Origin of the sequence: Pseudomonas sp. NFPP12, from assembly GCF_900103205.1 — a bacterium.
Classification (GTDB): Bacteria; Pseudomonadota; Gammaproteobacteria; order Pseudomonadales; family Pseudomonadaceae; genus Aquipseudomonas; species Aquipseudomonas protegens.
In genome coordinates this window covers 566564-592262 of record NZ_FMWW01000002.1, presented here as the reverse complement: position 1 = coordinate 592262, position 25699 = coordinate 566564, and the positions used below count along the sequence as shown (strand labels likewise).

The 25699-nt window shown below is 63.8% G+C and carries 21 protein-coding genes and 1 pseudogene; 10 read left to right on the top strand and 12 right to left on the bottom strand.

Annotation, left to right across the window (positions count from 1 at the left end):
* The first annotated feature begins 4 nt into the window (after positions 1-4).
* The 10 genes and pseudogenes from BLS75_RS10370 to nadA all read left to right on the top strand — a co-directional run bounded on the left by BLS75_RS10370 (position 5) and on the right by nadA (position 11136).
* The gene (locus BLS75_RS10370; protein ID WP_072450805.1) at positions 5-940 is read left to right on the top strand and encodes a DMT family transporter; all 936 of its coding nucleotides are present in this window, start codon (positions 5-7) and stop codon (positions 938-940) included.
* Positions 941-1408 carry a GNAT family N-acetyltransferase gene (locus tag BLS75_RS10365; protein ID WP_019094547.1) on the top strand — a complete coding sequence of 156 codons (468 nt, stop codon included), beginning with the start codon at positions 941-943 and terminating at the stop codon, positions 1406-1408. It begins immediately after the preceding gene.
* A gap of 113 nt (positions 1409-1521) precedes the next feature.
* Entirely contained in the window at positions 1522-2730 is a 1209-nt protein-coding gene (locus BLS75_RS10360; RefSeq protein WP_239690658.1) for a Coenzyme F420 hydrogenase/dehydrogenase, beta subunit C-terminal domain, read from the top strand.
* The gene (locus tag BLS75_RS10355) at positions 2727-4070 is read left to right on the top strand and encodes a 3-phosphoshikimate 1-carboxyvinyltransferase (protein ID WP_015636761.1); all 1344 of its coding nucleotides are present in this window, start codon (positions 2727-2729) and stop codon (positions 4068-4070) included. The genes BLS75_RS10360 and BLS75_RS10355 overlap by 4 nt, the downstream gene beginning before the upstream one ends.
* Entirely contained in the window at positions 4070-5080 is a 1011-nt protein-coding gene (locus BLS75_RS10350; protein ID WP_072450804.1) for a zinc-dependent alcohol dehydrogenase, read from the top strand. The genes BLS75_RS10355 and BLS75_RS10350 overlap by 1 nt, the downstream gene beginning before the upstream one ends.
* 4 nt (positions 5081-5084) lie before the next feature.
* Positions 5085-8150, top strand: coding sequence for a non-ribosomal peptide synthetase (locus tag BLS75_RS10345; protein WP_072450803.1), 3066 nt, complete (start codon positions 5085-5087; stop codon positions 8148-8150).
* Positions 8147-8782: a thioesterase domain-containing protein gene (locus tag BLS75_RS10340; protein ID WP_072450802.1), complete on the top strand. Its 636-nt coding sequence runs from the start codon at positions 8147-8149 to the stop codon at positions 8780-8782. Before BLS75_RS10345 ends, BLS75_RS10340 begins: the two co-directional genes overlap by 4 nt.
* Positions 8783-8881: 99 nt before the next feature.
* Positions 8882-9420: pseudogene (locus BLS75_RS10335) on the top strand (hypothetical protein).
* A gap of 334 nt (positions 9421-9754) precedes the next feature.
* The gene (locus BLS75_RS32785) at positions 9755-9904 is read left to right on the top strand and encodes an ATP-binding protein (RefSeq protein ID WP_345769796.1); all 150 of its coding nucleotides are present in this window, start codon (positions 9755-9757) and stop codon (positions 9902-9904) included.
* A gap of 173 nt (positions 9905-10077) precedes the next feature.
* Positions 10078-11136 (top strand): quinolinate synthase NadA, encoded by a 1059-nt coding sequence (gene nadA / locus BLS75_RS10325; protein WP_015636755.1) that lies wholly within the window; start codon positions 10078-10080, stop codon positions 11134-11136.
* A 64-nt stretch (positions 11137-11200) separates the two neighbouring features.
* Here nadA and BLS75_RS10320 read toward each other — a convergent pair whose 3' ends face one another.
* The 12 genes from BLS75_RS10320 to arcD form a co-directional block, all read right to left on the bottom strand.
* Entirely contained in the window at positions 11201-11689 is a 489-nt protein-coding gene (locus BLS75_RS10320) for an RDD family protein (RefSeq protein ID WP_011062898.1), read from the bottom strand.
* Positions 11690-11785: 96 nt separating this feature from the next.
* Positions 11786-11998, bottom strand: coding sequence for a cold-shock protein (locus tag BLS75_RS10315; protein WP_007977299.1), 213 nt, complete (start codon positions 11996-11998; stop codon positions 11786-11788).
* Between the two features lie 392 nt (positions 11999-12390).
* A complete protein-coding gene (gcvT, locus tag BLS75_RS10310; protein WP_072450801.1) occupies positions 12391-13515 on the bottom strand; it encodes a glycine cleavage system aminomethyltransferase GcvT in 1125 nt (374 codons plus the stop codon).
* A 40-nt stretch (positions 13516-13555) separates the two neighbouring features.
* Positions 13556-14932 carry an L-serine ammonia-lyase gene (locus BLS75_RS10305; protein WP_065365373.1) on the bottom strand — a complete coding sequence of 459 codons (1377 nt, stop codon included), beginning with the start codon at positions 14930-14932 and terminating at the stop codon, positions 13556-13558.
* 178 nt (positions 14933-15110) lie between these two features.
* Complete coding sequence (gcvP, locus tag BLS75_RS10300; protein ID WP_072450800.1) at positions 15111-17966, bottom strand: aminomethyl-transferring glycine dehydrogenase; 2856 nt, start codon at positions 17964-17966, stop codon at positions 15111-15113.
* A 9-nt stretch (positions 17967-17975) separates the two neighbouring features.
* A complete protein-coding gene (gene gcvH, locus BLS75_RS10295; RefSeq protein WP_011062894.1) occupies positions 17976-18359 on the bottom strand; it encodes a glycine cleavage system protein GcvH in 384 nt (127 codons plus the stop codon).
* 312 nt (positions 18360-18671) lie between these two features.
* The gene (locus BLS75_RS10290) at positions 18672-20180 is read right to left on the bottom strand and encodes a sigma-54-dependent transcriptional regulator (RefSeq protein WP_011062893.1); all 1509 of its coding nucleotides are present in this window, start codon (positions 20178-20180) and stop codon (positions 18672-18674) included.
* A 174-nt stretch (positions 20181-20354) separates the two neighbouring features.
* Positions 20355-20714: a DUF5064 family protein gene (locus BLS75_RS10285; protein WP_011062892.1), complete on the bottom strand. Its 360-nt coding sequence runs from the start codon at positions 20712-20714 to the stop codon at positions 20355-20357.
* 72 nt (positions 20715-20786) lie between these two features.
* Positions 20787-21716 carry a carbamate kinase gene (gene arcC, locus BLS75_RS10280; protein WP_072450799.1) on the bottom strand — a complete coding sequence of 310 codons (930 nt, stop codon included), beginning with the start codon at positions 21714-21716 and terminating at the stop codon, positions 20787-20789.
* 62 nt (positions 21717-21778) lie between these two features.
* The gene (locus BLS75_RS10275; protein WP_015636749.1) at positions 21779-22789 is read right to left on the bottom strand and encodes an ornithine carbamoyltransferase; all 1011 of its coding nucleotides are present in this window, start codon (positions 22787-22789) and stop codon (positions 21779-21781) included.
* 83 nt (positions 22790-22872) lie between these two features.
* Positions 22873-24129 (bottom strand): arginine deiminase, encoded by a 1257-nt coding sequence (gene arcA / locus BLS75_RS10270; protein ID WP_011062889.1) that lies wholly within the window; start codon positions 24127-24129, stop codon positions 22873-22875.
* Positions 24130-24174: 45 nt separating this feature from the next.
* On the bottom strand, positions 24175-25602 hold the full coding sequence (gene arcD / locus BLS75_RS10265; RefSeq protein ID WP_011062888.1) for an arginine-ornithine antiporter: 1428 nt from the start codon (positions 25600-25602) through the stop codon (positions 24175-24177).
* Between the last annotated feature and the right edge of the window lie 97 nt (positions 25603-25699).

Here is a 25699-nt window from a genome sequence, read left to right as displayed (position 1 = left end):
CTCCATGAACGCCTTATCCGATAACAACAAGAAACCCCGTTCACTGGTCGCCGTGCTGATTTTCCTCGGCTGCCTGCTGATCTGGTCCACCAACTGGATCGCCATTTCGCTGCAGGTGGAACACAGCGACGTCGGCTCTTCGCTGATGCTGCGTTTCCTCATTGCCTACGGGGTGCTGTGGCTGTGGCAACGGCTGTTCGCCGGCCCGCAGCAGCCGGTAACCCGCAAGGCCTACTTGCTGATGGCCGGGGTGGGGGCGGTGTACTTCTATGCCGGCATCGGCCTGGCCTACCTGGCCACCGCTTACCTGGGCAGTGCGCAGATGGCCTGCCTCAGCGCCTTTGTGATTTTCTACATCATCGGCATCAAGCGCCTGTTCCTGCATGTGCCGGTCGCCCTGCACAACCTGCTCGGCGCACTGGTGAGCATCGCCGGGCTGGGGCTGTTCATGCTTGGCGATCCGGGGCGGCCGCTGTCGCTGGCGGGAGTGGCCCTGGGGCTGACTTCCTTCCTGGCGGTGGCCATCGGATCGGTGCTTTCGGAGCACATCCAGAAGACTTGCCAGCTCGGCACCTTGCACATCAACAAGGTGGCGGCCGGCTGGGCCTGCGCTCTATACGCCGTCAGCCTGTTGCTGGGCGGCCATGGCTTGCAACTGCCGGGCACCCTGGCCGATCTGGGCATCCTGCTGTACCTGGGGGTGGTGTGCTCGGCGCTGGTGTTCGTGCTGTTCATCGACCTGATCAAGCGCATGGGCGCCGAGAACGCCGGCTATGTCGGCGTGCTGTACCCCATCGGCGCCAGCTACCTGTCGGTGTGGCTGGGGGAAACGCCCCTGAGCCTGCACCTGATGCTCGGCAGTGCCCTGGTGATGCTGGGCAGCCTGATCAATTTCAAGTTTCGCTACCACCCCGCCTCCAAGAAAGTGGAGTTCAGCTGAATGAGCAATGTACGGATACGCCAGGCCACCACGGACGATCTGATCGGTATTTTCGAGGCCCACCGCAACTCGGTAGAGCGCCTGTGCACCTCTGAATACAGCGATCAGCAGATCCGCATGTGGCTCGATGGGCGCTCCCCGGAAACCTACCGCGAAGCCGTGGAAAAGGGATCGCTGTGGCTGGCCGAGGGCGAGCAGATCGAAGGGTTCGTCGAACTCGACGGCAATGAGGTCAGCAAGCTGTTCATCCGTGGCGATGTGGCCAGGCGTGGCCTGGGCAGCCGTCTGCTGGAGGTGGCGCTGGCTCGGCTGCGGGCCAGCGGTGCCAGCTCGGCCTACCTGGAGGCGACCCTGACGGCCGAAGGCTTCTATGCCTACCACGGCTTCCAGAAGATCGGCGAGGGCACCTTCAGCCGCGGCAACAGCCCGGTGTCCATCGAGATCATCAAGATGGAACGCCCGCTTTGATCTGACCGTCAGCGGCCACTTCAGCACAGCAGGTCTTGCCCGTCCCCGGTTCGCGGGGGCGCGGCCGGCTGCACCCGGAAAACGGCACACGAGGCTTATCCAAGATGACAGGGATGTTATTGAAATTGACGGTGCTCGATCAGAATCTGTGCGCCGGGTGCGGCGCCTGCGCCCTGGTGTGCCCACAGCAGGTGATCGTTTTCGACCCGGACCGGGTGGTGCCGCTGCTGGAGGGCATCGGCGACAGTTGTGAAAGCTGCACCGAGTGCCTGGCGGTGTGCCCGGGGCTGCAGCCGGACACCGATCGCTCCGAACTGGAACTGTTCGGCCGTACCCGCCGCGCCGAAGAGCGCTGGCTGGGGATCAGCCGCCAGGCCATCGGTGCGCGTTCCACCGACCCGCAGATAGTCCGGCGCTCGGCCAGTGGCGGCACCGCCACCACCTTGCTGCTGACCGCCCGGGAGCACTTTGACGTGGACCTGACCCTGACCATGGGCCGTCATCCGGGGCAGGGCTGGCGCAGCGCGCCGCAACTGGGCAGCGCCACACAGGCGATCATCAACAATGCCCAGTCCACCTACCAGCTGGCGCCTTACCTCAATGCCCTGCGCGAATGCTACGAACAGCAGCCGGACGCGCGCATCGCCGTGGTGGGGCTGGCCTGCCACGTCCAGGCGATCCGCAAGCTGCAGCGCCGGGACACGGCCATCGGCCACTGGGCCCGCAGCCGGATCATTTGCGTGATCGAGACCGCCTGCTCCTCCAACACCCTGCCGGCCGGCACCCACAGCATCATCAGCGAGGTGCTGGGGCAAGACCCGCAGCAAGTGCGCGATATCAAGTACCGCGAAGGCGATTACCCCGGCCGGCTGCAAGTCACCTTGCTGGACAGCCAGACCTTTGGCATCGATTTCTGGGAGATCCTCGGCAAGCTCAAGGACAACAAGACCTTTCGCTGCCTCAGTTGCGGTGACTGGATGAGCGGGCTGGCCGACGTCAGCGTGTGTGACGGCGACCCCAACATCTTCGAAGCCAGCCTCAACGGTTCCGAAGAACAGAAACACGGCCGCGCGCTGATCCGCACCGAGATGGGCCAGGCCCTGGTGGACAGCGCCATCACCCATGGCCGGCTGGAAAGCTGGGGAGTGGACCTTGGGGGCTTCAACCTCGGCCTTGAACGCAAGAAGAACCGTCGGCGCTTCTATGAAACCCAGCCGCTGGTGTTGCCCGCGGGCCCCGGGGTGGGCGACCACTTCGAGGACGAAGCGCTGGTGGACGACGCCGAACTGATCAACCCCGCCAAATACAGGAGTAGCCCATGATCGATTACCCGGACCGGCCCATCGATTTCACCCTCGGCCGCCAACAGCAGGTCTGGGCCAACATCGACGGCTACCTGCCATCGGACAAGTCCATCAGCCATCGGATGATCCTGTTTGCCGCCCTGGCCCGGCATCCGGTGCGCCTGCGGGACCTGAACCGCGGCAAGGCGGTGACCCTGTTGCTCGATGCCCTGCAGCAACTGGGCCTTGAGGTGACGCCAGGGCAGACGCCCCAGACCCTGGAGATCAGCGGTGAGTTCGCCCAGGCGACCCACGAGCGGCGGGTCGACCTGGGGCCCTCCAGCGCGGCCGCGCGGTTACTGATCGGGATGCTGGTGGGGCTCAATGTGCCGTGCATCGTCGATGGCGACGAAACCCTGCGCAACCGCCCCTTCGACTGGATCGTCGAGCCCCTGAACCAGATGGGCGCCCACCTGGAGTACCTGGGGCGTCCGGGCGCGCTGCCGATCCGTATCCACCAGGCTGCATTTCGCGGCGGCGCGGCGCAGATCCACATCGGCAGCGCCCAGGCCATCAGCACCTTGCTGTTTGCCGGGGTGGCGGCACGCAAGCCGATGTCGATCCGGTACCCGGTGGTGGCCCGGGATCACACCCAGCGCATCATCAACAGTTTTGGCGACCGACTGCAGGACGAGCAGTTGCAGATTCACTACCAGCCACGGGACTGCGCGATTCCCGAGGAGATCAGCATCCCTCGCGACCCCTCGGCCATTGCCTATCCGGCGGCGTTGTTCCTGCTGTGCAACCGCCACCAGGAGCAGCAGCGCCTGAGCTTCGACAATGTGTGCCTGAACCCTACGCGCCTGGGCTTTTTCAACTGGCTGCTGGCCTGTGGTTTCAACCTGACCCTGGAGGTGGACAGCATTCGTCATGGCGAGCCGGTGGGCCGCCTGCTGCTGCGCGGGGGTGGCCAGCCCAGGGCTCACGACTTGCGCGACAAGCACCAGTTCCACGCAATGATCGACGAAGTGCCGCTGGCCCTGGCCATCAGCTGCGTGCTGCCCGGCAGCGCGACCTTCAGTGACCTCTATGAGCTGACCTTCAAGGAATCGGACCGGATCGCCGCCACCCGCAGCATGCTCAATGCCCTGGGCCTGGACTACCAGGTCGACGGCTACGACGTGCGGGTGGAAGGCGGGCAGGTGCCCAGTGTGCAGGGAGCGATCCCGACTTTCGGCGACCATCGCCTGTCGATGACCGCCCACGTCCTGCTGCTGGCTCACGGGCTACAGGCCACCATCCTCGAAGGGCATTGCTACCAGACTTCATTTCCAGGGTTTGCCCAGTGCCTGGATCGCCTGACCGGACGGGAGGCCTGATGAGCAGCAGCCGATACACACTCACCGCCTGTGGCGCCGACGGCGTGATCGCCGTGCATGAACCTCTGGCCGCTCTGGCGGCCACTGAAGTGCAGGTGGCGGTGGACTACTCCATGGTCAGCCCGGGCACCGAACGTCATTACCTGCAGCAGGTACGCGAGACGGGCGAGCAACTGCCGCTGGGCTATTGCGCGGCCGGGGTGGTTAGCGCCGTGGGGCCCGAGGTGGAAGGCGTGCAGCCGGGGGACCGGGTGGTGGCCATGGGCTGGAAGATTGCCACCCATTCCAACTGGATCCAGGTGCCCCAGCGGCTGGTGTGCAAGGTACCGCCGCCACTGACCCAGGACCAGGCGATTCTTGCCACCCTGGGTGCCACTGCGGTACATGCGGTGGACCGTGCGCAATTGCAGGCGGGGGAGCAGATCCTGGTGGTGGGCATGGGCCTGGTGGGCAAGATGCTGAGCCTGGTAGCGGCCTGTCATGGTGCGCGGATCTGGGTCGCGGACCTCAACCCCGCCGCCATCGACCCGGGCCTGCCGGTGCAGGTGCTCGACCTGCTGGCCGAGCCGGGGACGATGGCCGGGCAGTTCACCCGGATCTTCCTGTGCATCGATGCTGATATCAGCGCCTTGTTCCCGCGGTTGCTGGCCCTGCTCAATCCGCAGGGCAACGGGGCTGGCCGCTCGCGGCTGGTGAATGTCGGGCGGGTCAGCCTGACCCTGGAGCTCTCGCCGCAAATGGGCAACATCGACATCATCAACGTGTCCCGCTGCGGTAACGGTTACCGCGACGATGCCTACCATCACGGGCGCAAGAGCGTGCAGTGCCCGGCAGGGGAGGCCACGGTGGAGCGCAACATCGCTCGTTGCCTCGACTACCTGGTGGCCGGCAGGGATTGGCTGGAGCACTTGCAGCGGGTCGAGATGGACCTGGGGCAGGCGTTGGCGCACTACAACGGCGCGGCGTTCTTCGCCCCTGGAATCAACCTGATCAAACACAGGGAAGCGTGACGGCATGGCTCATCTATCTATTGCTTCGTGCCTGGACGACGTCTTCGCCCGGCATGCCACGGATACCGCGCTGAGCTGCAACGGCGCACGGCTCAGCTACCGGGAGCTGGAACAGCGTTCGGCACAGGTGGCGGCCCGCTTGCTGGGCTTGGGCCTGACGCCTGGCAGCACCCTGGGCCTGGAGGTGGAGCGCTCGATTGAACAACTGGTGCTGCTGGTGGGCATGGTGCGGGCCGGCCTGTCGTACTGCTATCTGGACCGCAACAACCCGCCCCAGTGGAACCAGTCGGTGTGTGCACGCAGTGGCGTGCGCTGGCGGGTCACGCCGGAGGTTGCCGGTGGCCCGGGGTATCTGGCGCTGGATGAGTTGCTCGCGCCCACCGACGAGGCTGCGTGCTGGCCGCCGCTATGCGGCGCCGAGCCGGTGTACGTGAACTTTTCCAGCGGCACCACCGGCGCGCCGAAGATCATTCCCTGTACCCATCGCGGGGTGTTGGGGTTCTGCTACCGGCCGCGACATTTTCCGCTGCAGCCGGGCTTTCGCATGCTGTACGCCTCGAACCTGACCTTCGACGCCTCGCAGTTCGAGATCTGGACCGCGCTGCTCAATGGCGGCGAATTGCATATCCATGTTCCCGGCGCCCTGACCCTGGAACACCTGCATCGTTACATCCACGAGGCCGGGGTCGACAGCCTGTGGCTGACCTCGACCCTGTTCAACACCTTCGTCGATATCGACCGCGGCTGGCTGCGGGGCGTCAAGCGGCTGATGGTCGGCGGCGAGGTCCTGTCCGCAGGGCATGTCCGCCAGGCCTATGCTGCCGCCGATGGTCTGGTTCTCTACAACGGTTATGGCCCCACGGAAAACACCATGGGTACCTGTGTCTATGCCATTCCCCGCAGCTTCGACAGCACCCGGGACATTCCCATCGGCCAGGCCGTGGACGATGCCACCCTGTTGCTGCTGCGCCCTGACGGGCAGCCGTGCGAGGAGGATGAACCCGGCGAGCTGCTGATCGCCGGGGGCGGCTTGTCCCCGGGGTATCTGGGGGATGCCGGGCTGACCCGGGAGCGCTTCATCGACCTGCCATGGCAGGGCCGGACGCTGCGTTGCTACCGCAGTGGCGACCTGGTTTCCCGGGATGGCCAGGGGCTCTATCACTTCCATGGCCGCAGCGATGACCAGATCAAGCTGCGTGGCCAGCGCCTGTCGCTGACCGAGGTCGCCGCCGCCTTCAAGCGTTACCCGGGAATGCTCGATTGTGTGGTGTTGCTGGATGACCAGGGAACCGAAGCGCAGTTGCTGCTGGTGTACCTCAAGGCGCCTGGGGTCGAGCCCCGGGTGCTGGCCGAATATGGCCGGCAAAGCCTGCCGCCGTTCATGGTGCCGTCGCGATTTGTCGAGATTGAGCGCTTTGCCCTGCGCTCTTCCGGCAAGCTGGATATTGCTGAGCTCAAGCAGCGCCTGTGTCTCGGGCAGCCGGCCACTGAAGCGGACGACTCGCCGGAAGGGCGTTTTCTCGCGCGTTTCGGCGTGTCGGCTCATGACCTGCAGCGCAGCTTCTTCGACAGCGGCGGCAACTCGCTGGCGGCGATCAAGCTGGTGGGCACGGTGAACCGTCACCTGGGCTGGGAAGGCCTGGGCCTGGAGCAGTTCTACCGCATGGCCACCCTGGGCCAGTTGCTGGACTGGCTACAGGCCCAACCCGGCCTGGCGTCCCTGCTGGAAAACGGTGCGCAGGAGTACTACGTGATCGAGTCGGAGCAGGAGTCCTTGCCCGCCGCCCATGCAGGGTTTTCGATCAATACTCACCTGGGGCGTTTTGCCGTGGTCCGCGCCACCTCGGCCAGCCACGCCCGGGAGGCGCTGCGCAGCGGTTCCGGGCGGTTGCCGGCTGCCGGCGACAGCCGCTGGATCGGCTTGAACAAGAGCCAGTTGTCGATGGTGTATGCCGAACTGTTCAACAAGGATCTACGGGCCAACAACGTGCTCTACCTGTTCCGGCCCGAGCAGTTGCCGGCCGCCGGGCTGGACCTGCAGGCGTTGGCCCAGGGCTTGAAGCAGCGCTATCCACTGGCGGGCTGTCGGGTGGCGCGGGTCGAGGGCGAGTACTGTCTTGATCTGGCCCCCGAGCCGCCGGCGCGCCTGTGGCTGGAGCCTGTGGCGGAGTTTCCCAGCCAGCAGGCCTGCGTGGAGCATTTCCTTGAGCGGCCGCTGTCACTGTTCGAGCAGGACCTGTGCAGCCTGTTCAAGGTGCGCATCGACGGCACCTTGCACCTGGGGCTGTGGCTGCACCACATCCTTGGCAACCATGTCGGCCAGTTGAGCCTGCTGCGCAGCGTGGAACAGTTGGCGCTGGGCGTGCAGTCGCCGCCGGTGGCGGATTTTTCCTTTGTCGGCAATAACCTGATGCAGGCCGAGGAATATGAGCGTCTGGCAGATGCCGGCACCGAGGCCTGGGAGCAAGAGGCCGAGGAGTACGCGCCGCTGGCCGATGTCCCGGCGCCGGCGGCCACAGCCCAGGCGCTGCAGTTGCGGGCGGCACTGGCCATGGACCCGATGAAGCTGACCTCGCCGCAGCGTCTGTTTCACCTGTTGCAGGCGTTTCGCCAGGGCTGTGCCGAGGGTTTGGGGATAGAGGCGCCGATCGTCAATCTATTGTTCGCCTGGGCTGAGCGTTCGGTGATCAGCGGATTCTCCAGTTACACGGTGCCCGTGCCCTTGGCTCCCGGGCGCTTCGCCGAAGGCTGCGAGCCACAGGCCTGCATGGATTACCTGAATGCCAAGCTGGCCCGGGCGGCCTTGGGCTACGAGGAAATACTCGCGGCGCTGGGCCTGTACGGCTTTGCTCCGGCGTTCCTGTGCAATTTCGTCGAGCTGCCGGCCAGTGACGCCCGGTGGTTGCAAACGCGGATTGCCAACCCGGTTAGCGAGTGGCCCAAGACCCTGCTCGACCTGACGGTGGTCAAGTCGGCGCTGGGCTGCGAAGTGCTGCTCAACAGCTATCTGCCCGAGCCGCAGGCCAGGGCATTTCTCGAATCCTTTGTCGCGGCGGGGCAACGTCAATGAAACTGATCTGCTTTCCCGACTTCGTCGGCCATCCGATCTGCTTTTCCGCCCTGGGCCGGGCACTCAAGGGGCAGGTGTCGCTGCTGCAGGTCAACTACAGCGACTACTGGCCCTATTCCAGTGTCGAAGACCTGGCCCGGCAGATTGCCCAAGAGCATGAGCTGACGACCCTGGACGCGGTGCTCGGTTACTCCTTCGGCGCTTATGTGGCGGCCTGTTGCGTGGCCCGCAGCCCGGCGCCCGCCAGGCCGCTGCTGTTGGTGGACCCGCCGCTGCTGGCCGAGCTTCGAGGGTTGGCCCCTGACGCCATTGCCCGGCGTTTGGCGGCCGATCCGCAGTATGCCTACGTCGATGACCTGGTGGACGCGCAGTTGGTCAATCGCGAGTGCGTGCACGGCAATATCCTGCTGCTGTCCCAATGGCAGGCGGTACCGCTGAAGGGGCGCGCGGTGGATGTGCTGTTGTCCGCCGGGCGCAGTGCCGAGGGGCTGGCCCCGGGCCTGGGGCTCGATCCGGCCCAGGACAATCGCTACTGGCGGGACGAGCAGCGCCACCATGGCTCGGTGATCAATAGCCCCGATGTGCTCACCTGGCTGCTGGACCCTGGGGCCTTGCAGCGCATTGCTTGGTGATCGAAGCCGGCCCGTTCGGGGTGCCCTCAGTTCCAGCTAAGTTTTCCCTCGTAGCCTCTGCCTCGCGCCAATACACGCGTCGTCATGGAGAGGCACCCGATGAGGCCGCTGAGCAAGACCGATTGGCTGAACAAGGTTCCGGAGGTGACGCTGTCCTTCTGGATCATCAAGATCATGTCCACCACCGTGGGCGAAACCTGCGCCGACTACCTGGCCGTCGACGCCGGCCTGGGGCAGGGCGTGACCAGCATCGGCATGGCCCTGTCGATCCGCCAGATCGTTACCCCGCGACGCGAGCTGTTCTACTGGGCCACCGTGCTCTGCACCTTCGCCCTGGGAACCGCCGCCGGGGACCTGGCCACCGAGGCGCTGGGGCTCGGCTTTACCCTGGGAGCGCTGATCTTTGCCGCACTGATTACCGTGACCTTGGTGGCCTGGCGCCTGGGGGGCAATGCGGTGCTGACCTTCTGGATCGCCTACATCCTCACCCGACCGTTTGGCGCCGCCCTCGGCGACGTGCTGGCACAAGCCAAGACCTGCGGTGGCCTGGGCGCCACCTGGACCAGCGCGATCTTCCTCTGCGTGAGGTGACCGTCGCGCAGCTCAACCTCAACAACCGTCAGCGCCTTTCCCACTGATTATCCGACCCTCACTCAAGGACTCATCATGGCCTTTATTCGCTCTGGCCATTCGCTACACCACGACCCTTTCCATGATTGCCCTGCTGGGGCTGGCCGCGGGGTGTTCCAAGCCTGCCGATGCGCCCAAGCCCGGCACTGCCGCTTCAGCCCAGGCTACCGGGGCCACGGCCTCCAGGCTGGGCGACCTGGCCGAGTTCCAGGCCATTGCCCGTGATGTGGCCGGCTTGGTGGACAAGCAGGACATGCTGCAGGTCAGCGACTCGAGGCCGGGTATTGCTGTGGCTGAGCGCGAGCGCGTGTTCGACCCTTTCCATCGCGGGCTAGCGATGAAGTGGGCTCCGGGCTGGGGCTCGCCATCGTCAAGGCCATTGCCGATCGGCATGCCGGCCGGGTCTGGCTGGATTACTCCGACCAACGGGCCAAACGCGGGTTGTGCGTGACGGTGGCTTTTGCCCGAGCGCAGGCGCCGCTGGCAGGGTAGGGCGTGGCTGTTGGGCAGAATAGGCTTTTGAATACCCTGGATATTCTGTAGCCTTGCGCGGCTCCAATGTTGTCCGTACCTGATGAACTCACTCTCCCGGCGGGGCCTTAAGCGGTCCGGAGCCGGTGGTATACTCGACTTTCGCGCCTCAAGCGCCTGCAGGTCTTGCGAACATGACGCAAATTTCTGAACGCCTTCTGGTTCAAGCCCACCTCGACGCCAAGCAGCCCAAACCCTTGAGCGCTGCGCAAGAGGCCCATCTGCGTGCCGCCATCGCTGCCGAGCTCAAGGCTCAGGATGCGGTGCTGGTTGCACACTTCTACTGTGATCCGGTGATTCAGGCCCTGGCCGAAGAAACCGGTGGCTGCGTGTCCGACTCCCTGGAAATGGCCCGCTTCGGCAATGCCCATCCGGCCAAGACCGTGCTGGTTGCCGGGGTCCGCTTCATGGGTGAGACGGCGAAGATTCTCAACCCTGAAAAACGGGTGTTGATGCCGACCCTGGAAGCCACCTGCTCCCTTGACCTTGGCTGCCCGGTGGAGGAGTTCTCGGCCTTCTGCGACCAGCATCCCGAGCGCACCGTGGTGGTTTATGCCAACACGTCGGCGGCGGTCAAAGCCCGTGCCGACTGGGTGGTGACGTCCAGTTGTGCCCTGGAAATCGTCGAAAGCCTGATGGATAACGGCGAGAAGATCATCTGGGGCCCCGACAAGCACCTGGGCACCTACATCCAGCGCCAGACCGGTGCCGATATGCTGCTCTGGGACGGTGCCTGCATCGTTCACGAGGAGTTCAAGTCCAAGCAGCTGGAAGACATGAAGGCGCTGTATCCGGATGCGGCCATTCTGGTGCACCCGGAGTCCCCCAGCTCGGTGATCGAACTGGCCGACGCGGTGGGCTCCACCAGTCAGCTGATTGCTGCCGCGCAGCGCCTGCCGAACAAGACCTTCATCGTCGCCACCGACCGCGGCATCTTCTACAAGATGCAGCAGCTGTGCCCGGACAAGGTGTTCATCGAGGCGCCGACGGCCGGCAATGGTGCGGCGTGCCGCAGTTGTGCCCATTGCCCGTGGATGGCCATGAATACCCTGGAGCGTACCCTGCAGTGCCTGAAGGATGGCAGCAACGAGATCAGCGTCGACCCGGCGCTGATCCCCAATGCGCTCCGCCCTCTGAAGCGCATGCTGGATTTCACCCAGGCCGCGCGGATGAAACTGGCGGGCAACGCCTGATCGGTTCTTCTGCTCGCTTAAAAAAACGCCCCGATCTGTCGGGGCGTTTTTGTAGGCGGCGGGCTTACTTCTTCTGCTTGGGAATGCGCACCAGCTGGCTGTTGGAGTAGATGTCGTGCCAACTGCGTTTCTGCTTGTCCACCAGCACCCAGAAGAAGCCCAGGCCGGCACACAGCCAGGACGCGATCGACACCATGAAGCGCAACAGCGCCTGCCACAGGCTGATACGGCTGCCGTCGGCGTTCTGCACCCGGATACCCCAGACCTGCATGCCCAGGGTCTGGCCGGAGTGGGTCCAGAACTTGGCGAAGAAACCGAACAGTACGAACAGCAGAACCGTGGAGTACAACGGGTCACCGTCCAGGGCGCCGGATTCGGTCAGGGTACGCATCCGCGCCTCGCCGATGATCTGCATCTGGATCAGCTTGTAGACGCCGCCCGTGACAATCAGCAGGGCAACGCACAGCAGGAAATCATAGAACATCGCTGCCAGGCGACGACCCAGGCCGGCGGCGGGGAACTCGCCTTGGGGGCTTAGCAGATGTTTCGACATGACAGGCTCTCGACTGAAAAAAGAAGCCATTTTACGGAATTGCGCGCACAAAAAAGCCCCTGATGTCAGCATCAGGGGCTTTTTCGTTACAGACGATTAAGCTTCTGCTTGTACTTCGTCAGCCTGCATGCCTTTCTGGCCTTGCACAGCGATGAAGGTCACTTTTTGGCCTTCTTTCAGGCTCTTGAAGCCGTTGCCCTGAATGGCGCGGAAGTGTACGAACAGATCCGGACCGCTTTCTGGAGTGATAAAACCAAAACCTTTCTCGTCGTTAAACCACTTGACGGTACCGCTCTGACGTTGGGACATTTCTTATTTCCTTTGACGCTAAAAAATTAATGACAGTCTCTTTCTCATGAAAGAGTACTGGGCTGGGTTGCAGGAAAGTAAGAGACGTCGAACGGGTTGTAGCAAACTTGTTAGCTACTGCCCAGGTCACGATTCCAAGCGACCCATGCAAACACAGTGGGGAAACTCTACGCCAACTATGGGAGAAAAAACAAGCCCCGCGAAGCCCCGGTTTTACTCAGCTTGCCGAGGTTTGGCGGAACTAGCGTGCGGGGCTTATTCGATAGAGTTGTTCAATTGTTTTCGGGCGTTATAAGTGAAGTTCAGTATCGAAAATATGCACTGTTTTATGGCGGTTGCGTTACAGATTAGTGCACTTTTAACGCAACCGCGTTACTTATAGAAACAGTCCCTCAGCCGCGGTAGTAGCGTTGTGGCACGAATGGCATTTTGCTTACAAGCATTGGCACCTTTTTCCCACGAACTATTGCTGCAACTGGTGTATCGAGTGCGCAGTGCTCTATGTCGAGGTAGCCCATGGCCAAGGGGCCGCCCAGGGTCGGGCCAAAACCGCCGCTGCACACGCTGCCGATAACCTTGCCTTCGGCGTCGACGATCTCTGCACCTTCACGTACCGGTGTGCGTTCCTGGGGCAGCAGGCCGACGCGTTTGCGGCTGACACCGCCTTGCTGTTGGGCAAAGATCACCTCGGCACCGGGGAAGCCGCCGGCGCGGGTGCCATCGGCACGACGTGCCTTGGAGATGGCCCACAGCAGGCTGGCCTGGATCGGCGTGGTGTCGCTGTTCATGTCATGGCCATAGAGGCACAGGCCGGCTTCCAGGCGCAGGGAATCGCGGGCGCCGAGGCCGATGGCCGCTACTTCCGGCTCGGCCAGCAGGGCGCGGGCGAGTTTTTCCGCCTGGGCCGCGGGCACCGAGATTTCGAAACCGTCTTCACCGGTGTAGCCCGAACGGCTGACAAAGCAGTCCGCGCCCAGCAGGGTCACCGGCTTGAACTGCATGAAGGTCATCTGCGCCACCTCCGGCGCCAGGCGCGCCAGCACCGTGACCGCAGCCGGGCCTTGCAGGGCCAGCAGGGCCCGTTCCTCGAACAGCGGTTGAATGTCGCATTGCTCGCCCAGGTGGCGGCGCAGGTGGGCCAGGTCCTGGTCCTTGCAGGCGGCGTTGACCACCAGGAACAGCTGTTCGTCCCCCAGGTTGGCCACCATCAGGTCATCGAGGATGCCGCCCTGTTCGTTGGTGAACATGGCGTAGCGCTGCATGCCCACCGGCAAGTCGATGATATCCACCGGCACCAGGGTCTCCAGGGCCTGGGCGGCATTGGCGCCGCGCAGCAGGATCTGCCCCATGTGGGACACATCGAACAGCCCGGCCTGTTCACGGGTGTGCTGGTGCTCCTTCATCACTCCCAGCGGGTACTGCACCGGCATGTCGTAGCCGGCGAACGGCACCATGCGGGCGCCGAGTTCCAGGTGCAGGCTGTGCAGCGGGGTTTTCAACAGTGTTTCGGTGGACATGGGCAACTCCTGAAAAAAACGTGCGGATACAGGCTGCGTATCAGCACTCGATAATGTTCACGGCCAGACCGCCACGGGCGGTTTCCTTGTATTTGCTTTTCATGTCGGCGCCGGTCTGGCGCATGGTGCGGATGACCTTGTCGAGGGAGACGAAGTGCTGCCCGTCGCCACGCAGGGCCATGCGCACCGCATTGATGGCCTTGACCGAGCCCATGGCGTTGCGCTCGATGCAGGGCACCTGCACCAACCCGCCAATGGGGTCACAGGTCAGCCCGAGGTTGTGTTCCATGCCGATTTCCGCGGCGTTCTCCACTTGCTGCACGCTGCCGCCGAGGACCTCGCACAAGGCCCCGGCCGCCATCGAGCAGGCCACGCCCACTTCACCCTGGCAGCCGACTTCGGCGCCGGAGATCGAGGCGTTTTCCTTGTAGAGGATGCCGATGGCTGCGGCGGTGAGGAGAAAACGCACCACCCCGTCTTCGTTGGCCCCGGGAATGAAGCGCATGTAGTAGTGCAGTACCGCCGGAATGATTCCGGCCGCACCATTGGTGGGGGCGGTGACCACCCGTCCGCCGTTGGCGTTTTCTTCATTCACCGCCAGGGCATAGAGGTTGACCCAGTCCAGCACCGACAGGGCATCGCGCAGTGCCGCTTCCGGGTGCTTGCACAACTGGCGGTGCAGGGCCGCGGCACGGCGCTTGACCTTGAGCCCGCCGGGCAGGATGCCTTCGTTGCGGCAGCCGGCATCCACGCAGTCCTGCATCACCTGCCAGATCTTCAGCAGGCCGGCGCGGGTTTCAGCTTCCGGGCGCCAGGCACTTTCATTGGTCAGCATCACCTGGCTGATGGACAGGCCATAGGTAGCGCAATGTTGCAGCAGTTCCTTGGCATTGCGGAAAGGGAAGGTCAGGCGGGTGGTGTCTTCAACGATGCGATCGGCCCCGGCGGCATCTTCATCCACGACGAAACCACCGCCAACGGAGTAGTACTCGCGGCTGCGGATCTGCAAACCGGCGCTGTCGAAGGCACGAAAGATCATGCCATTGGGGTGATAGGCCAGGGGCTTGCGGATCATGGCCAGGTGTTCTTTCTCGTTGAACGCAATGCTGTGTTCGCCGAGCAGGTTGAGGCGCGCGCTGCTGCGTATTTCCTGCAGGCGCGCGGCGATGTTTTCGGTATTCACGGTATCCGGGTGCTCGCCTTCCAGGCCCAGCAGCACCGCTTTGTCGCTGCCGTGGCCTTTACCGGTAGCGCCCAGCGAGCCGTACAGCTCGACCTTGACGCAGGTGGTGGCCTTCAGCAGATCTTCACGGCGCAGGCCTTCGACAAAGCGCGCGGCGGCGCGCATCGGGCCGACGGTGTGGGAGCTGGAGGGGCCGATGCCAATCTTGAACAGGTCGAACACGCTCAGGGACATGTTGGTTCTCCGGTTTCTTATTGTGATGCTCGGCACGCAGGCACTTGTAGGCGCGGGCTTGCCCGCGATCCAGGCGCGCTGTTCGACCCGATTGATGGGGCTCGCTCATCGCCGGCGAGCCGGCTCCTACAGGTATACGCGGTATCTGCAGGGGCACGGCTCTCCAGTGATGGACGGCTTACGCGTCCTGGTAGCTCTCGATCGACGGGCAGGCGCACACCAGATTGCGGTCGCCGAACACGTTGTCGACCCGGCCAACCGGCGGCCAGTACTTGCCTTCCACCAGGGATGCCACTGGGTACACCGCCTGTTCACGGCTGTATGGATGGGACCACTCGCCCACCAGTTCGGCCGCGGTGTGCGGAGCGTTCTTCAGCGGGTTGTCGTCCTTGTCCAGGGCGCCGTTTTCCACTGCGCGGATTTCTTCGCGGATGCGGATCATGGCGTCGCAGAAGCGGTCCAGTTCTTCCTTGGATTCGCTTTCGGTGGGCTCGATCATCAGGGTCCCGGCCACCGGGAACGACATGGTCGGCGCGTGGAAGCCAAAATCGATCAGGCGCTTGGCCACGTCATCGACGCTGATGCCGCTGCTGTCTTTCAAAGGACGCAGGTCGAGGATGCATTCGTGGGCCACCAGGCCGTTGCTGCCGGTGTAGAGCACCGGGTAGTGCTCTTCCAGGCGGCGCGAGATGTAGTTGGCATTGAGGATCGCCAACTGCGAGGCGCGCTTGAGGCCGGCGCCGCCCATCATGCTGATATACATCCAGGTGATCGGCAGGATGCTGGCGCTGCCGAACGGAGCGGCACAGACCGCGCCTTTCTTGTTTTCCAGCGCGGCATGGCCGGGGAGGAAGGGCGCCAGGTGCGACTTGACGCCGATCGGGCCGACGCCCGGGCCGCCACCGCCGTGGGGAATGCAGAAGGTCTTGTGCAGGTTCAGGTGCGACACGTCGCCACCGAACTTGCCTGGCGCGCAGAGGCCGACCATGGCGTTCATGTTGGCGCCGTCGATGTACACCTGGCCGCCGTTGTCGTGAATGATGCCGCAGATTTCGCGGATGCCTTCTTCGAACACGCCGTGGGTGGACGGGTAGGTGATCATCAGCGCGGCGAGGTGCTCGCGGTGCTCGATGGCCTTGGCCCGCAGGTCCTCGATGTCGACGTTGCCGCGGGCGTCGCAGGCGGTGACCACCACGCGCATGCCGGCCATGTTGGCGGTGGCCGGGTTGGTGCCGTGGGCCGAGGAGGGAATCAGGCAGATATCGCGGCGCTCGTCGCCACGGCTCTGGTGATAGGCACGAATGGCCAGCAGGCCGGCGTATTCGCCCTGGGAGCCGGCGTTAGGCTGCAGCGACACCGCGTCGTAGCCGGTGGCAGCGCACAGCATGGCTTCAAGTTCGGTGGTCAGTTGCTGGTAGCCGGCGCTTTGCTCGGCGGGAGCGAAAGGGTGCAGCGCGCCGAACTCGGCCCAGGTGATGGGGATCATCTCGCTGGCGGCGTTGAGCTTCATGGTGCAGGAGCCCAGCGGGATCATGGTGCGATCCAGGGCCAGGTCCTTGTCCGCCAGCTTGCGCAGGTAGCGCATCAGCTCGGTTTCCGAGTGATAGCGGTTGAATACCGGGTGGCTGAGGATCGCCGACTGGCGTGCCAGGGCAGCGGGGATGGCGCTGGTGACCGCCGCCGCGAGTGCCGCGAAGTCCGGCGCGGGCTTGCCGTCGGCCAGCAGGCTCCACAGGGTTTCAACGTCGGCTTGAGTGGTGGTTTCGTCCAGGGACAGACCGAGGCGCTCGGGGTCTATCACCCGCAGGTTGATGCCCTGGGCGCGTGCCTTGTCGTGCAGCGCGGCGGTGTTGGCACCAGTGCGTAGGCTCAGGGTATCGAAGAAGCTTTCCTGCTCCACGGTCAAGCCCAGCTGGACCAGGCCCTTGGCCAGGATCACGGTCAGCTGGTGAATGCGCTGGGCGATCTGGGTCAGGCCCTTGGGACCGTGGTACACGGCATACATGCTGGCGATGTTGGCCAGCAGGACCTGGGCGGTGCAGATGTTGCTGGTGGCCTTCTCGCGGCGGATATGCTGCTCGCGGGTCTGCATGGCCAGGCGCAGGGCCGGCTTGCCGAAACGGTCCACCGAGACGCCCACCAGGCGGCCGGGCATGTCGCGCTTGAAGGCATCGCGGGTGGCGAAGTAGGCCGCATGCGGGCCACCAAAGCCCAGGGGCACGCCGAAGCGCTGGGCACTGCCGATGGCCACGTCGGCGCCGAATTCCCCGGGCGGGGTCAGCAGGGTCAGGGCCAGCAGGTCGGCGGCCACGGCTACCAGTGCGTTGGCAGCGTGGAAACGCTCGGTCAGCTCGCGGTAGTCGAACAGGTCACCGTTGCTTGCCGGGTATTGCAGCAGGGCGCCGAAGAACGGGCTGACGTCGGTCAGCTTGCGCTCATCGCCCACCACCACGTTGATCCCCAGGGGCTCGGCACGGGTGCGCAGCACATCGAGGGTCTGTGGGTGGCAATGCTGCGAGGCGAAGAAGGCGTGGCTGCCCTTGTTCTTGCTCAGGCGCTTGCAGAAGGTCATGGCTTCGGCGGCGGCGGTGCCTTCGTCCAGCAGCGAGGCGTTGGCGATCGGCAGGCCGCTCAGGTCGCTGATCAGGGTCTGGAAATTCAACAGGGCTTCCAGGCGACCCTGGGAGATTTCCGGCTGGTACGGGGTGTAGGCGGTGTACCAGGCCGGGTTTTCCAGGAGGTTGCGCAGGATCGGCGACGGTGTATGGCAGTTGTAGTAGCCCTGGCCGATATAGGTCTTGAACAGCTGGTTCCTGGCGGCGATGGCCTTGATCGAGGCCAGGGCCTGGGCTTCGCTCAGGCCCTGGCCCAGCTCCAGCACGCTGGTGCCCTTGATGCTCTCGGGAATCACGCTGGCGCTCAGGGCTTCCAGGGAGTCGAAGCCGAGGCTATTGAGCATGGCTTGCTCATCGCCCTGGCGCGGGCCGATGTGGCGCGCGATGAATTCGTTGGCGGTGCTCAGGTTGACGGTCATGGCGGCTCCTCAGGCTTCGGCGCTGGCTTTGATCAGGCGGTCGTAGGCGTCCTGGTCCAGCAATTGGCCAACGGCAGCGGCATCGGCAGGGATGAAGCGGAAGAACCAGCCTTCGCCCAGCGGGTCTTCGTTGACCAGTTCCGGGCTGTCTTCCAGGGCCGGGTTGGTGGCGACCACTTCACCGTCCAGGGGCATGTACACACCGCTGGCGGCTTTCACCGATTCCACGGTGGCGGCTTCGGCGCCCTTGTCGTAGCCCTGCAGCTCCGGCAATTGCACAAACACCACATCACCCAGGGCGTTCTGGGCGAAAGCCGTAATGCCGACGGTGACACTGCCATCCGCTTCGGTACGCAGCCATTCGTGATCTTCAGTAAAACGCAACTCGCTCATGGAAACTCCTCAGGGCCAGACTCGTCTGGTGGACGCGATTGAATGCTCGGACAGCGCCGAGCCGAATGGCAATGTCCATAGCAAGAACACGGCCAATATTTATTTGGCCGTTGTAAATCAAGGGGTTGAGTGTTTTTTGTAGAGAATGGAATTTCACGGCCGTAGCGAAAACGCTACAGCACGGGGTGCGGAAAAAAGGCTTTGAGGATCAAAGCCTTGCACGGCTGCGATTGCAAGGCTTTGTAGCGAAATCGTTCCACTGTAGCGCTTTCAGTACAGATGGGGGTCGCTTTCAGAGCGGCAGGCGCAAGCTCAGGCCTTGCTGGGAATGCCGTATTTGCGCAGGCGATGGGCAATCGCGGTATGGGAGGTCTGCAAGCGGTTGGCCAGTTGCCGGGTCGAGGGGTAACTGACGTAGAGGTTTTCCAGCAGCTCCTTCTCGAAGGCTTCCACGGCCTGTTCCAGGCTGGCCACTTCGGCATCGTTCTGGCGGGCTACCGAGGTGCCGGCAATGTCCAGGTCACCGATGTCCACCAGGTTGCTCTCGCAGATCGCCGCGGCGCGGAAGATCACGTTCTGCAATTGCCGCACGTTGCCCGGCCAGCGGTTGCCCAGCAGCGCCGGGTAGGTCCCCGGTGTCAGCCGGCACACCGGCCGCTGGATCTGCGCGCAGGCCTGCTGCATGAAGTAGCGGGCCAGCAGCAGGATGTCCTGGCCGCGTTCGCGCAGCGGTGGCACTTCCACGTTCAGCACGTTGAGGCGATAGAACAGGTCTTCGCGGAAGGTGCCTTCGTTGACCATTTTTTCCAGGTCACGATGGGTGGCGCTGAGGATGCGCACGTTGACCTTGATCTCGCGATCGCCACCGACCCGGCGAAAGCTGCCGTCATTGAGAAAGCGCAGGAGCTTGGCCTGCAGGTAGGGCGACATCTCGCCGATTTCATCGAGGAACACCGTGCCCTGGTTGGCCAACTCCATCAGCCCCGGCTTGCCGCCGCGCTGGGCGCCGGTGAAGGCGCCGGGGGCATAGCCGAACAGCTCGCTCTCGGCCAGGTTTTCCGGCAGTGCCGCGCAGTTCAGGGCCAGGAACGGCGCGCCGTGGCGGGCGCTGATGGCGTGGCAGGCGCGGGCCACCAGTTCCTTGCCGGTGCCGGTTTCACCCTGGATCAATAGTGGTGCGTCCAGCGCTGCGACCCGCTGCGCCCGGGCCTTGAGGGTGCGGATCGCCGGTGATTCGCCGAGCAGGGCATCGAAGCCTTCGGCGTGGTCGTGATGCAGGGCCGAGAGCCGTTCACCGATGCGGTTGGGCGGGTACAGGGTCAGCAGGGCACCGGCGTCGGTAATGGGAGTGGCGTCCAGCAGCAGGGTCTGGCCATTGACGGTGATTTCCCGCAGCGGCAGGCGAAAGCCGTTTTCCAGCAGGGCCTCCAGCAGTGCGGGGTCGGCAAACAGCTCGGCGACGCTTTCCCCGGCCGGTTCGCGACCATACAGGGCGATCAGCGCCGGGTTGGCCAGCAGCACTTTGCCGGCACTGTCCAGGGCCAGTACCGGATCGGTCATGGCCGCCAGCAGGGCGTCCAGTTGCAGGTGCCGGCGTTGCCCGGGAAGGATGTCCACCACCGTCACCGCCTGCACGCCACGTACGTTGAACAGCGCATCGCGCAGTTCTTCCAGCACCTGGGGGCTCAAGGTCGGGGCATCGATATAGACGTTGGGCGGCACCATTTCCACCGCATCCAGGTTGAGGTTGCGCCCGCCCAACAGGGCCAGGACTTCCTGGGTGATGCCGACGCGGTCGATGAAGCTGACGTGGATACGCATGGGGTGACTGACGGTTCTGCAAAGCGGAGGGTGGCCAGTATGCCTTGGGGCAGGGGCTTAGTCGAAATCGTCACGCATGCCACAAGAGCCGGCTAGCCGGCGAAGGCGGGCCGGGCAGCGATGCAGGGCCTTGGTCAGTTCGCCGGCACGTCGACCCCAGCAGGGGGGCGGGGGTTATGCAAGGTGCTCGGGTTTCACCGGGTCGCCGGGCTTGACGTCCAGTTGCTTGCGTACGTCCTCGAACATTTCGTCGTAGTACTTGTGCATCGAGGCAATGCTGGCGCTCTTGGGCAGGCCGTGCTGCTGGGCGAGGCGGGTGGCGTGGCGGGCGAAGTCGAAAGCCAGGTCCTTGGCCAGGAAGAACTGCTCCTTCAGGGACTTGTCTTCGATGGTGCCGTGCAGGGTGAACAGCATGCCCTTGCCCTCCTTGGGGTCGTGGGCCACTTCGTAGTCAATGCACAGGTTGTAGCTGAAGTCGTCCTTGTTCAGCGCATGGCGCTCGATATGCAGGTGACCGGGCTCAAACATGGCCATAGGCTTCTCTCCTCCAGGGCTTTGAAATGAGGGCAGGCGCCGGGCCTGCCCCGAGTTTTCACTGCAAGCGTCTTACAGGTAACTGATGCCAGGTTGCGCGGTGCTGATGCGGGTGCCGGCCTTGCCCTGGACGATCGCTTCGATGTCCGAGAGTGAACCGATCACTGCGGTTTTGCCAGTGTGCCGGGCAAATTCGCAGGCGGCCTGGACCTTCGGCCCCATGGAGCCGGCGGCAAAGCCCAGCTTCTCGATTTCGTCCGGGTGGGCCCGGCCGATGGCCTTCTGGGTCGGTTTGCCGAAGTCGATGAACGCCGCGTTGACGTCGGTGGCGATCACCAGCAGGTCGGCTTCCAGTTGCTCGGCCAGCAGCGCCGAGCACAGGTCCTTGTCGATCACGGCCTCGATGCCCTTGAGCTTGCCATCCTCGCCGTACATGGTGGGGATGCCGCCACCGCCGGCGCAGATCACGATGCTGCTTTTTTCCAGCAGCCACTTGATCGGACGGATCTCGAAGATGCGCTTGGGTTTCGGGCTGGCCACTACCCGGCGGTACTTGTCGCCATCCGGGGCGATGGCCCAGCCTTTTTCCTTGGCCAGCTTCTCGGCTTCTTCCTTGCTGTAGACCGGGCCGATGGGCTTGGTCGGGTTCTTGAATGCCGGGTCCTTGGCGTCCACTTCCACCTGGGTCAGCAAGGTGGCGAACGGCACCTCGAAGTCCAGCAGGTTGCCCAGTTCCTGTTCGATGATGTAGCCGATCATGCCTTCGGTCTCGGCGCCGAGCACGTCCAGCGGGTAGGGCGAAACCTGGGTGTAGGCCGCCGCTTGCAACGACAGTAGGCCGACCTGCGGGCCATTGCCGTGGGCAATCACCAGTTGGTTGCCGGGGTGGATCTTGGCGATCTGTTCGGTGGCGATGCGGATGTTGGCGCGTTGGTTGTCCGCGGTCATGGGTTCACCACGGCGGAGCAGGGCGTTACCGCCCAGTGCAACGACGATACGCATAATGCAGTCCTTCTAGAGTCCGGTGCCGGCGCCGCCTGGGCGGCGCCGGTGCTGGAGGGGGATTACAGGTCGGCCAGGGTCGAAACCAGGATCGCCTTGATGGTGTGCATGCGGTTTTCCGCTTGCTCGAAGGCGATGCAGGCGGGCGACTCGAACACGTCGTCGGTCACTTCAATGCCGTTGGCCAGGTGCGGATACTGCTCGGCGATCTGCTTGCCGACCTTGGTATCGCTGTTGTGGAAAGCCGGCAGGCAGTGCATGAACTTGGTCCGTGGGTTGCCGGTGGCTTTCATCAGCTGGGCGTTGACCTGGTAGGGCAGCAGTTGCTCGATACGCTCGGCCCAGGCTTCCACCGGTTCGCCCATGGAGACCCAGACGTCGGTGTGAATGAAGTCCACGCCCTTGACCGCGGCTTTCGGATCCTCGGTGAGGGTGATGCGGGCACCGCTTTCCTCTGCGTATTGCTTGCAGCGCTGCACCAGGTCGTCATGGGGCCACAGGGCCTTGGGCGCGCAGATGCGCACGTCCATGCCGAGCTTGGCGCCCACCAGCAGCAGAGAGTTGCCCATGTTGTTGCGCGCATCGCCCAGGTAGGCGTAGCTGATCTCGTGGATCGGCTTGTCGGCGTGCTCACGCATGGTCAGCACGTCGGCGATCATCTGGGTCGGGTGGTATTCATCGGTCAGGCCGTTGAACACCGGAACCCCGGCGAATTTCGCCAGTTCTTCGACGATTTCCTGCTTGAAGCCGCGGTACTCGATGGCGTCGTACATGCGCCCCAGCACTCGGGCGGTGTCCTTCATGCTTTCCTTGTGGCCAATCTGCGAGGAGTTGGGGTCGATGTAGGTGACGTTGGCGCCCTGGTCATAGGCCGCCACTTCGAAGGCGCAACGGGTACGGGTCGAGGTCTTTTCGAAGATCAGGGCGATGTTGTTGCCCTTGAGGTGCTGCTGCTCGGTGCCGGTGTACTTGGCGCGCTTGAGGTCGCGGGACAGGTCCAGCAGGTAGCGCAGCTCACGTGGGGTGTGGTGTTCCAGGCTCAGCAGGTTACGGTTGTGGATGTTGAAAGCCATGATGGATCTCCTTTGATTTCGGTCGTCCACTTGCCGAGGCCCTTTGTAGGGGCAACGGCAAGCTGCTATGTCGGATAGGGCGCTTAGTAGTCGATCGGGTCGCGGATGATCGGGCAGGTCATGCAGTGGCCGCCGCCACGGCCCCGGCCCAGTTCGCCGGCGCTGATGGTGATGACTTCGACCCCGGCCTTGCGCAGCAGGGTGTTGGTGTAGGTGTTGCGGTCGTAGCCGATGACCACGCCGGGCTCCACGGCCACCACGTTGTTGCCGTCGTCCCATTGCTCGCGCTCGGCGGCGAAGGCGTTGCCACCGGTTTCCACCACGCGCAGGGCCTTGAGGTTGAGGGCCTTGGCCACGGTGTCGAGGAAGCTGGTCTCCTCGCGGCGCACATCGATGCCGCCGGGCTTGCTTTCGTCAGGGCGCAGACTGAAGGCGACGATCTGGCTCACCACTTCCGGGAAGACCGTGACCAGGTCGCGGTCGCAGAAGCTGAACACGGTGTCCAGGTGCATCGCCGCGCGGGATTTCGGCAGGCCGGCGACGATCACGCGCTCCACGGCCTTGTGCTTGAACAGGTTCAGCGCCAGTTGGCCGATGGCCTGACGCGAGGAGCGCTCGCCCATGCCGATCAGGACCACGCCGTTGCCGATCGGCATCACGTCGCCGCCTTCCAGGGTGGCGTTGCCGTGTTCCTGGTCCGGGTCGCCGTACCAGATCTGGAAGTCGGCGTTGGTGAACTCGGGGTGGAACTTGTAGATGGCGGTGGTCAGCAGGGTTTCCTGACGTCGCGCCGGCCAGTACATCGGGTTCAGGGTCACGCCGCCGTAGATCCAGCAGGTGGTGTCGCGGGTGAACTGGGTGTTGGGCAGCGGCGGCAGGATGAAGCTGGAGTGGCCGAGGAAGTCGCGGAACATCTCGATGGTCTTGCCACCGAAGCTGGTGGGCAGGTCATCGGCCGATACACCGCCGATCAGGTACTCGGCGACCTTGCGCGGCTCCAGGCTGCGCAGCCACGAACCGACTTCGTTGACCAGGCCCAGGCCGACCTGGTTGGCGGTGATCTTGCGCTCCAGAATCCAGTCCAGGGCTTCGGGCATGGCGACAATGTCGGTCAGCAGGTTGTGCATTTCCAGCACATCGATATCCCGCTCACGCATCTTGGTGACGAAGTCGAAGTGGTCGCGTTTGGCCTGGGCCACCCACAGCACATCATCGAATAGCAGTTCATCGCAGTTGTTCGGGGTCAGCCGCTGATGGGCCAGGCCTGGGGAACAAACCATGACTTTGCGCAGTTTGCCGGCTTCGGAATGTACGCCGTACTTAACTTTTTCCGTGGTCATTACTGTGATCCTCCAGAGACAAAACAATCGGGGGTGTTGCTAGAGCTATAGGGTCAGGAAGCCGTCGTAGAGTCCGTAGGCCGCCACCAGGGCGCCTATGACCACTGCGGCAAAAATCAGCTTCTCGACGTTGGTGAAAATCGGTTTGTGCAGTTCCATCTTGGCCTTGGCGAACAGCACCACGCCGGGGGCGTAGAGCAGGGCCGAGAGCAGCAGGTACTTGACCCCGCCGGCATACAGCAGCCAGATCGCGTAGAGCAGGGCGATGCTGCCGATGATCAGGTCCTTCTTGCGTTCGGCCAGGGCCTGTTCATAGCTTTCGCCGCGCACCGCCAGCAGTACTGCGTAGGCCGCCGACCACAGGTAGGGCACCAGGATCATCGAGGTGGCGAGGTAGATCAGCGACAGGTAGGTACTGGCCGAGAACAGGGTGATGACCAGGAAGATCTGCACCATGGCATTGGTCAGCCACAGGGCGTTGGCCGGTACGTGGTTGGCGTTCTCGCGGCGCAGGAACTCCGGCATGGTGTGGTCCTTGGCGGCGGCGAACATGATTTCCGCGCACAGCAGCACCCAGGACAGCAGCGCCCCCAGCAGCGAGATGATCAGGCCGACGCTGATCAGTACCGCGCCCCAGTGGCCCACCACATGCTCCAGCACTGCCGCCATGGACGGGTTCTGCAGCTTGGCCAGTTCCGGCTGGGTCATGATCCCCAGGGACAGCACGTTCACCAGCACCAGGAACAGCAGCACGGTGATGAAGCCGATGACGGTGGCCTTGCCCACATCCGAGCGTTTCTCCGCCCGGGACGAGAAGATGCTCGCGCCCTCGATGCCGATGAACACCCACACGGTGACCAGCATCATGTTGCGCACCTGGTTCATCACGCTGCCCAGGTCCGGATTCTTCACGCCCCAGATGTCGGCGGTGAAGATATCCAGCTTGAAGGCGAACAGGGCGATCAGCACGAACAGCAGCAGCGGCACCACCTTGGCAACCGTGGTCACCAGGTTGATGAAGGCCGCTTCCTTGATGCCGCGCAGCACCAGGAAGTGCACGGCCCAGAGCAAAACAGAGGCGCCGATCACGGCCGCGGGGGTGTTGCCCTCGCCGAAGATCGGGAAGAAATAGCCCAGGGTGCTGAACAGCAGGACGAAGTAGCCGACGTTGCCCAGCCAGGCGCTGATCCAGTAACCCCAGGCCGATGAAAAGCCCATGTAGTCACCGAACCCGGCCTTGGCGTAGGCGTAGACGCCGCCATCCAGGTCAGGTTTGCGATTGGCTAGAGTTTGGAAGACGAAGGCCAGGGTCAACATGCCGACAGCGGTAATTGCCCAACCAATAAGAACAGCACCAACATCGGCGCTGGCGGCCATGTTTTGCGGTAAGGAGAAGATCCCGCCACCAATCATGGAACCCACTACCAGGGCGACTAAGGCGCCCAGTCTTAGTTTACCGGGGGATTCAGACATTGCATGACTCCAATGCAGGAGAAGAGAGACGTCAGAGTAAATCTGCTTGCAATCCGAACAGCTGACTCAGATCAGTTCATTACTGCATTCCGTTGTG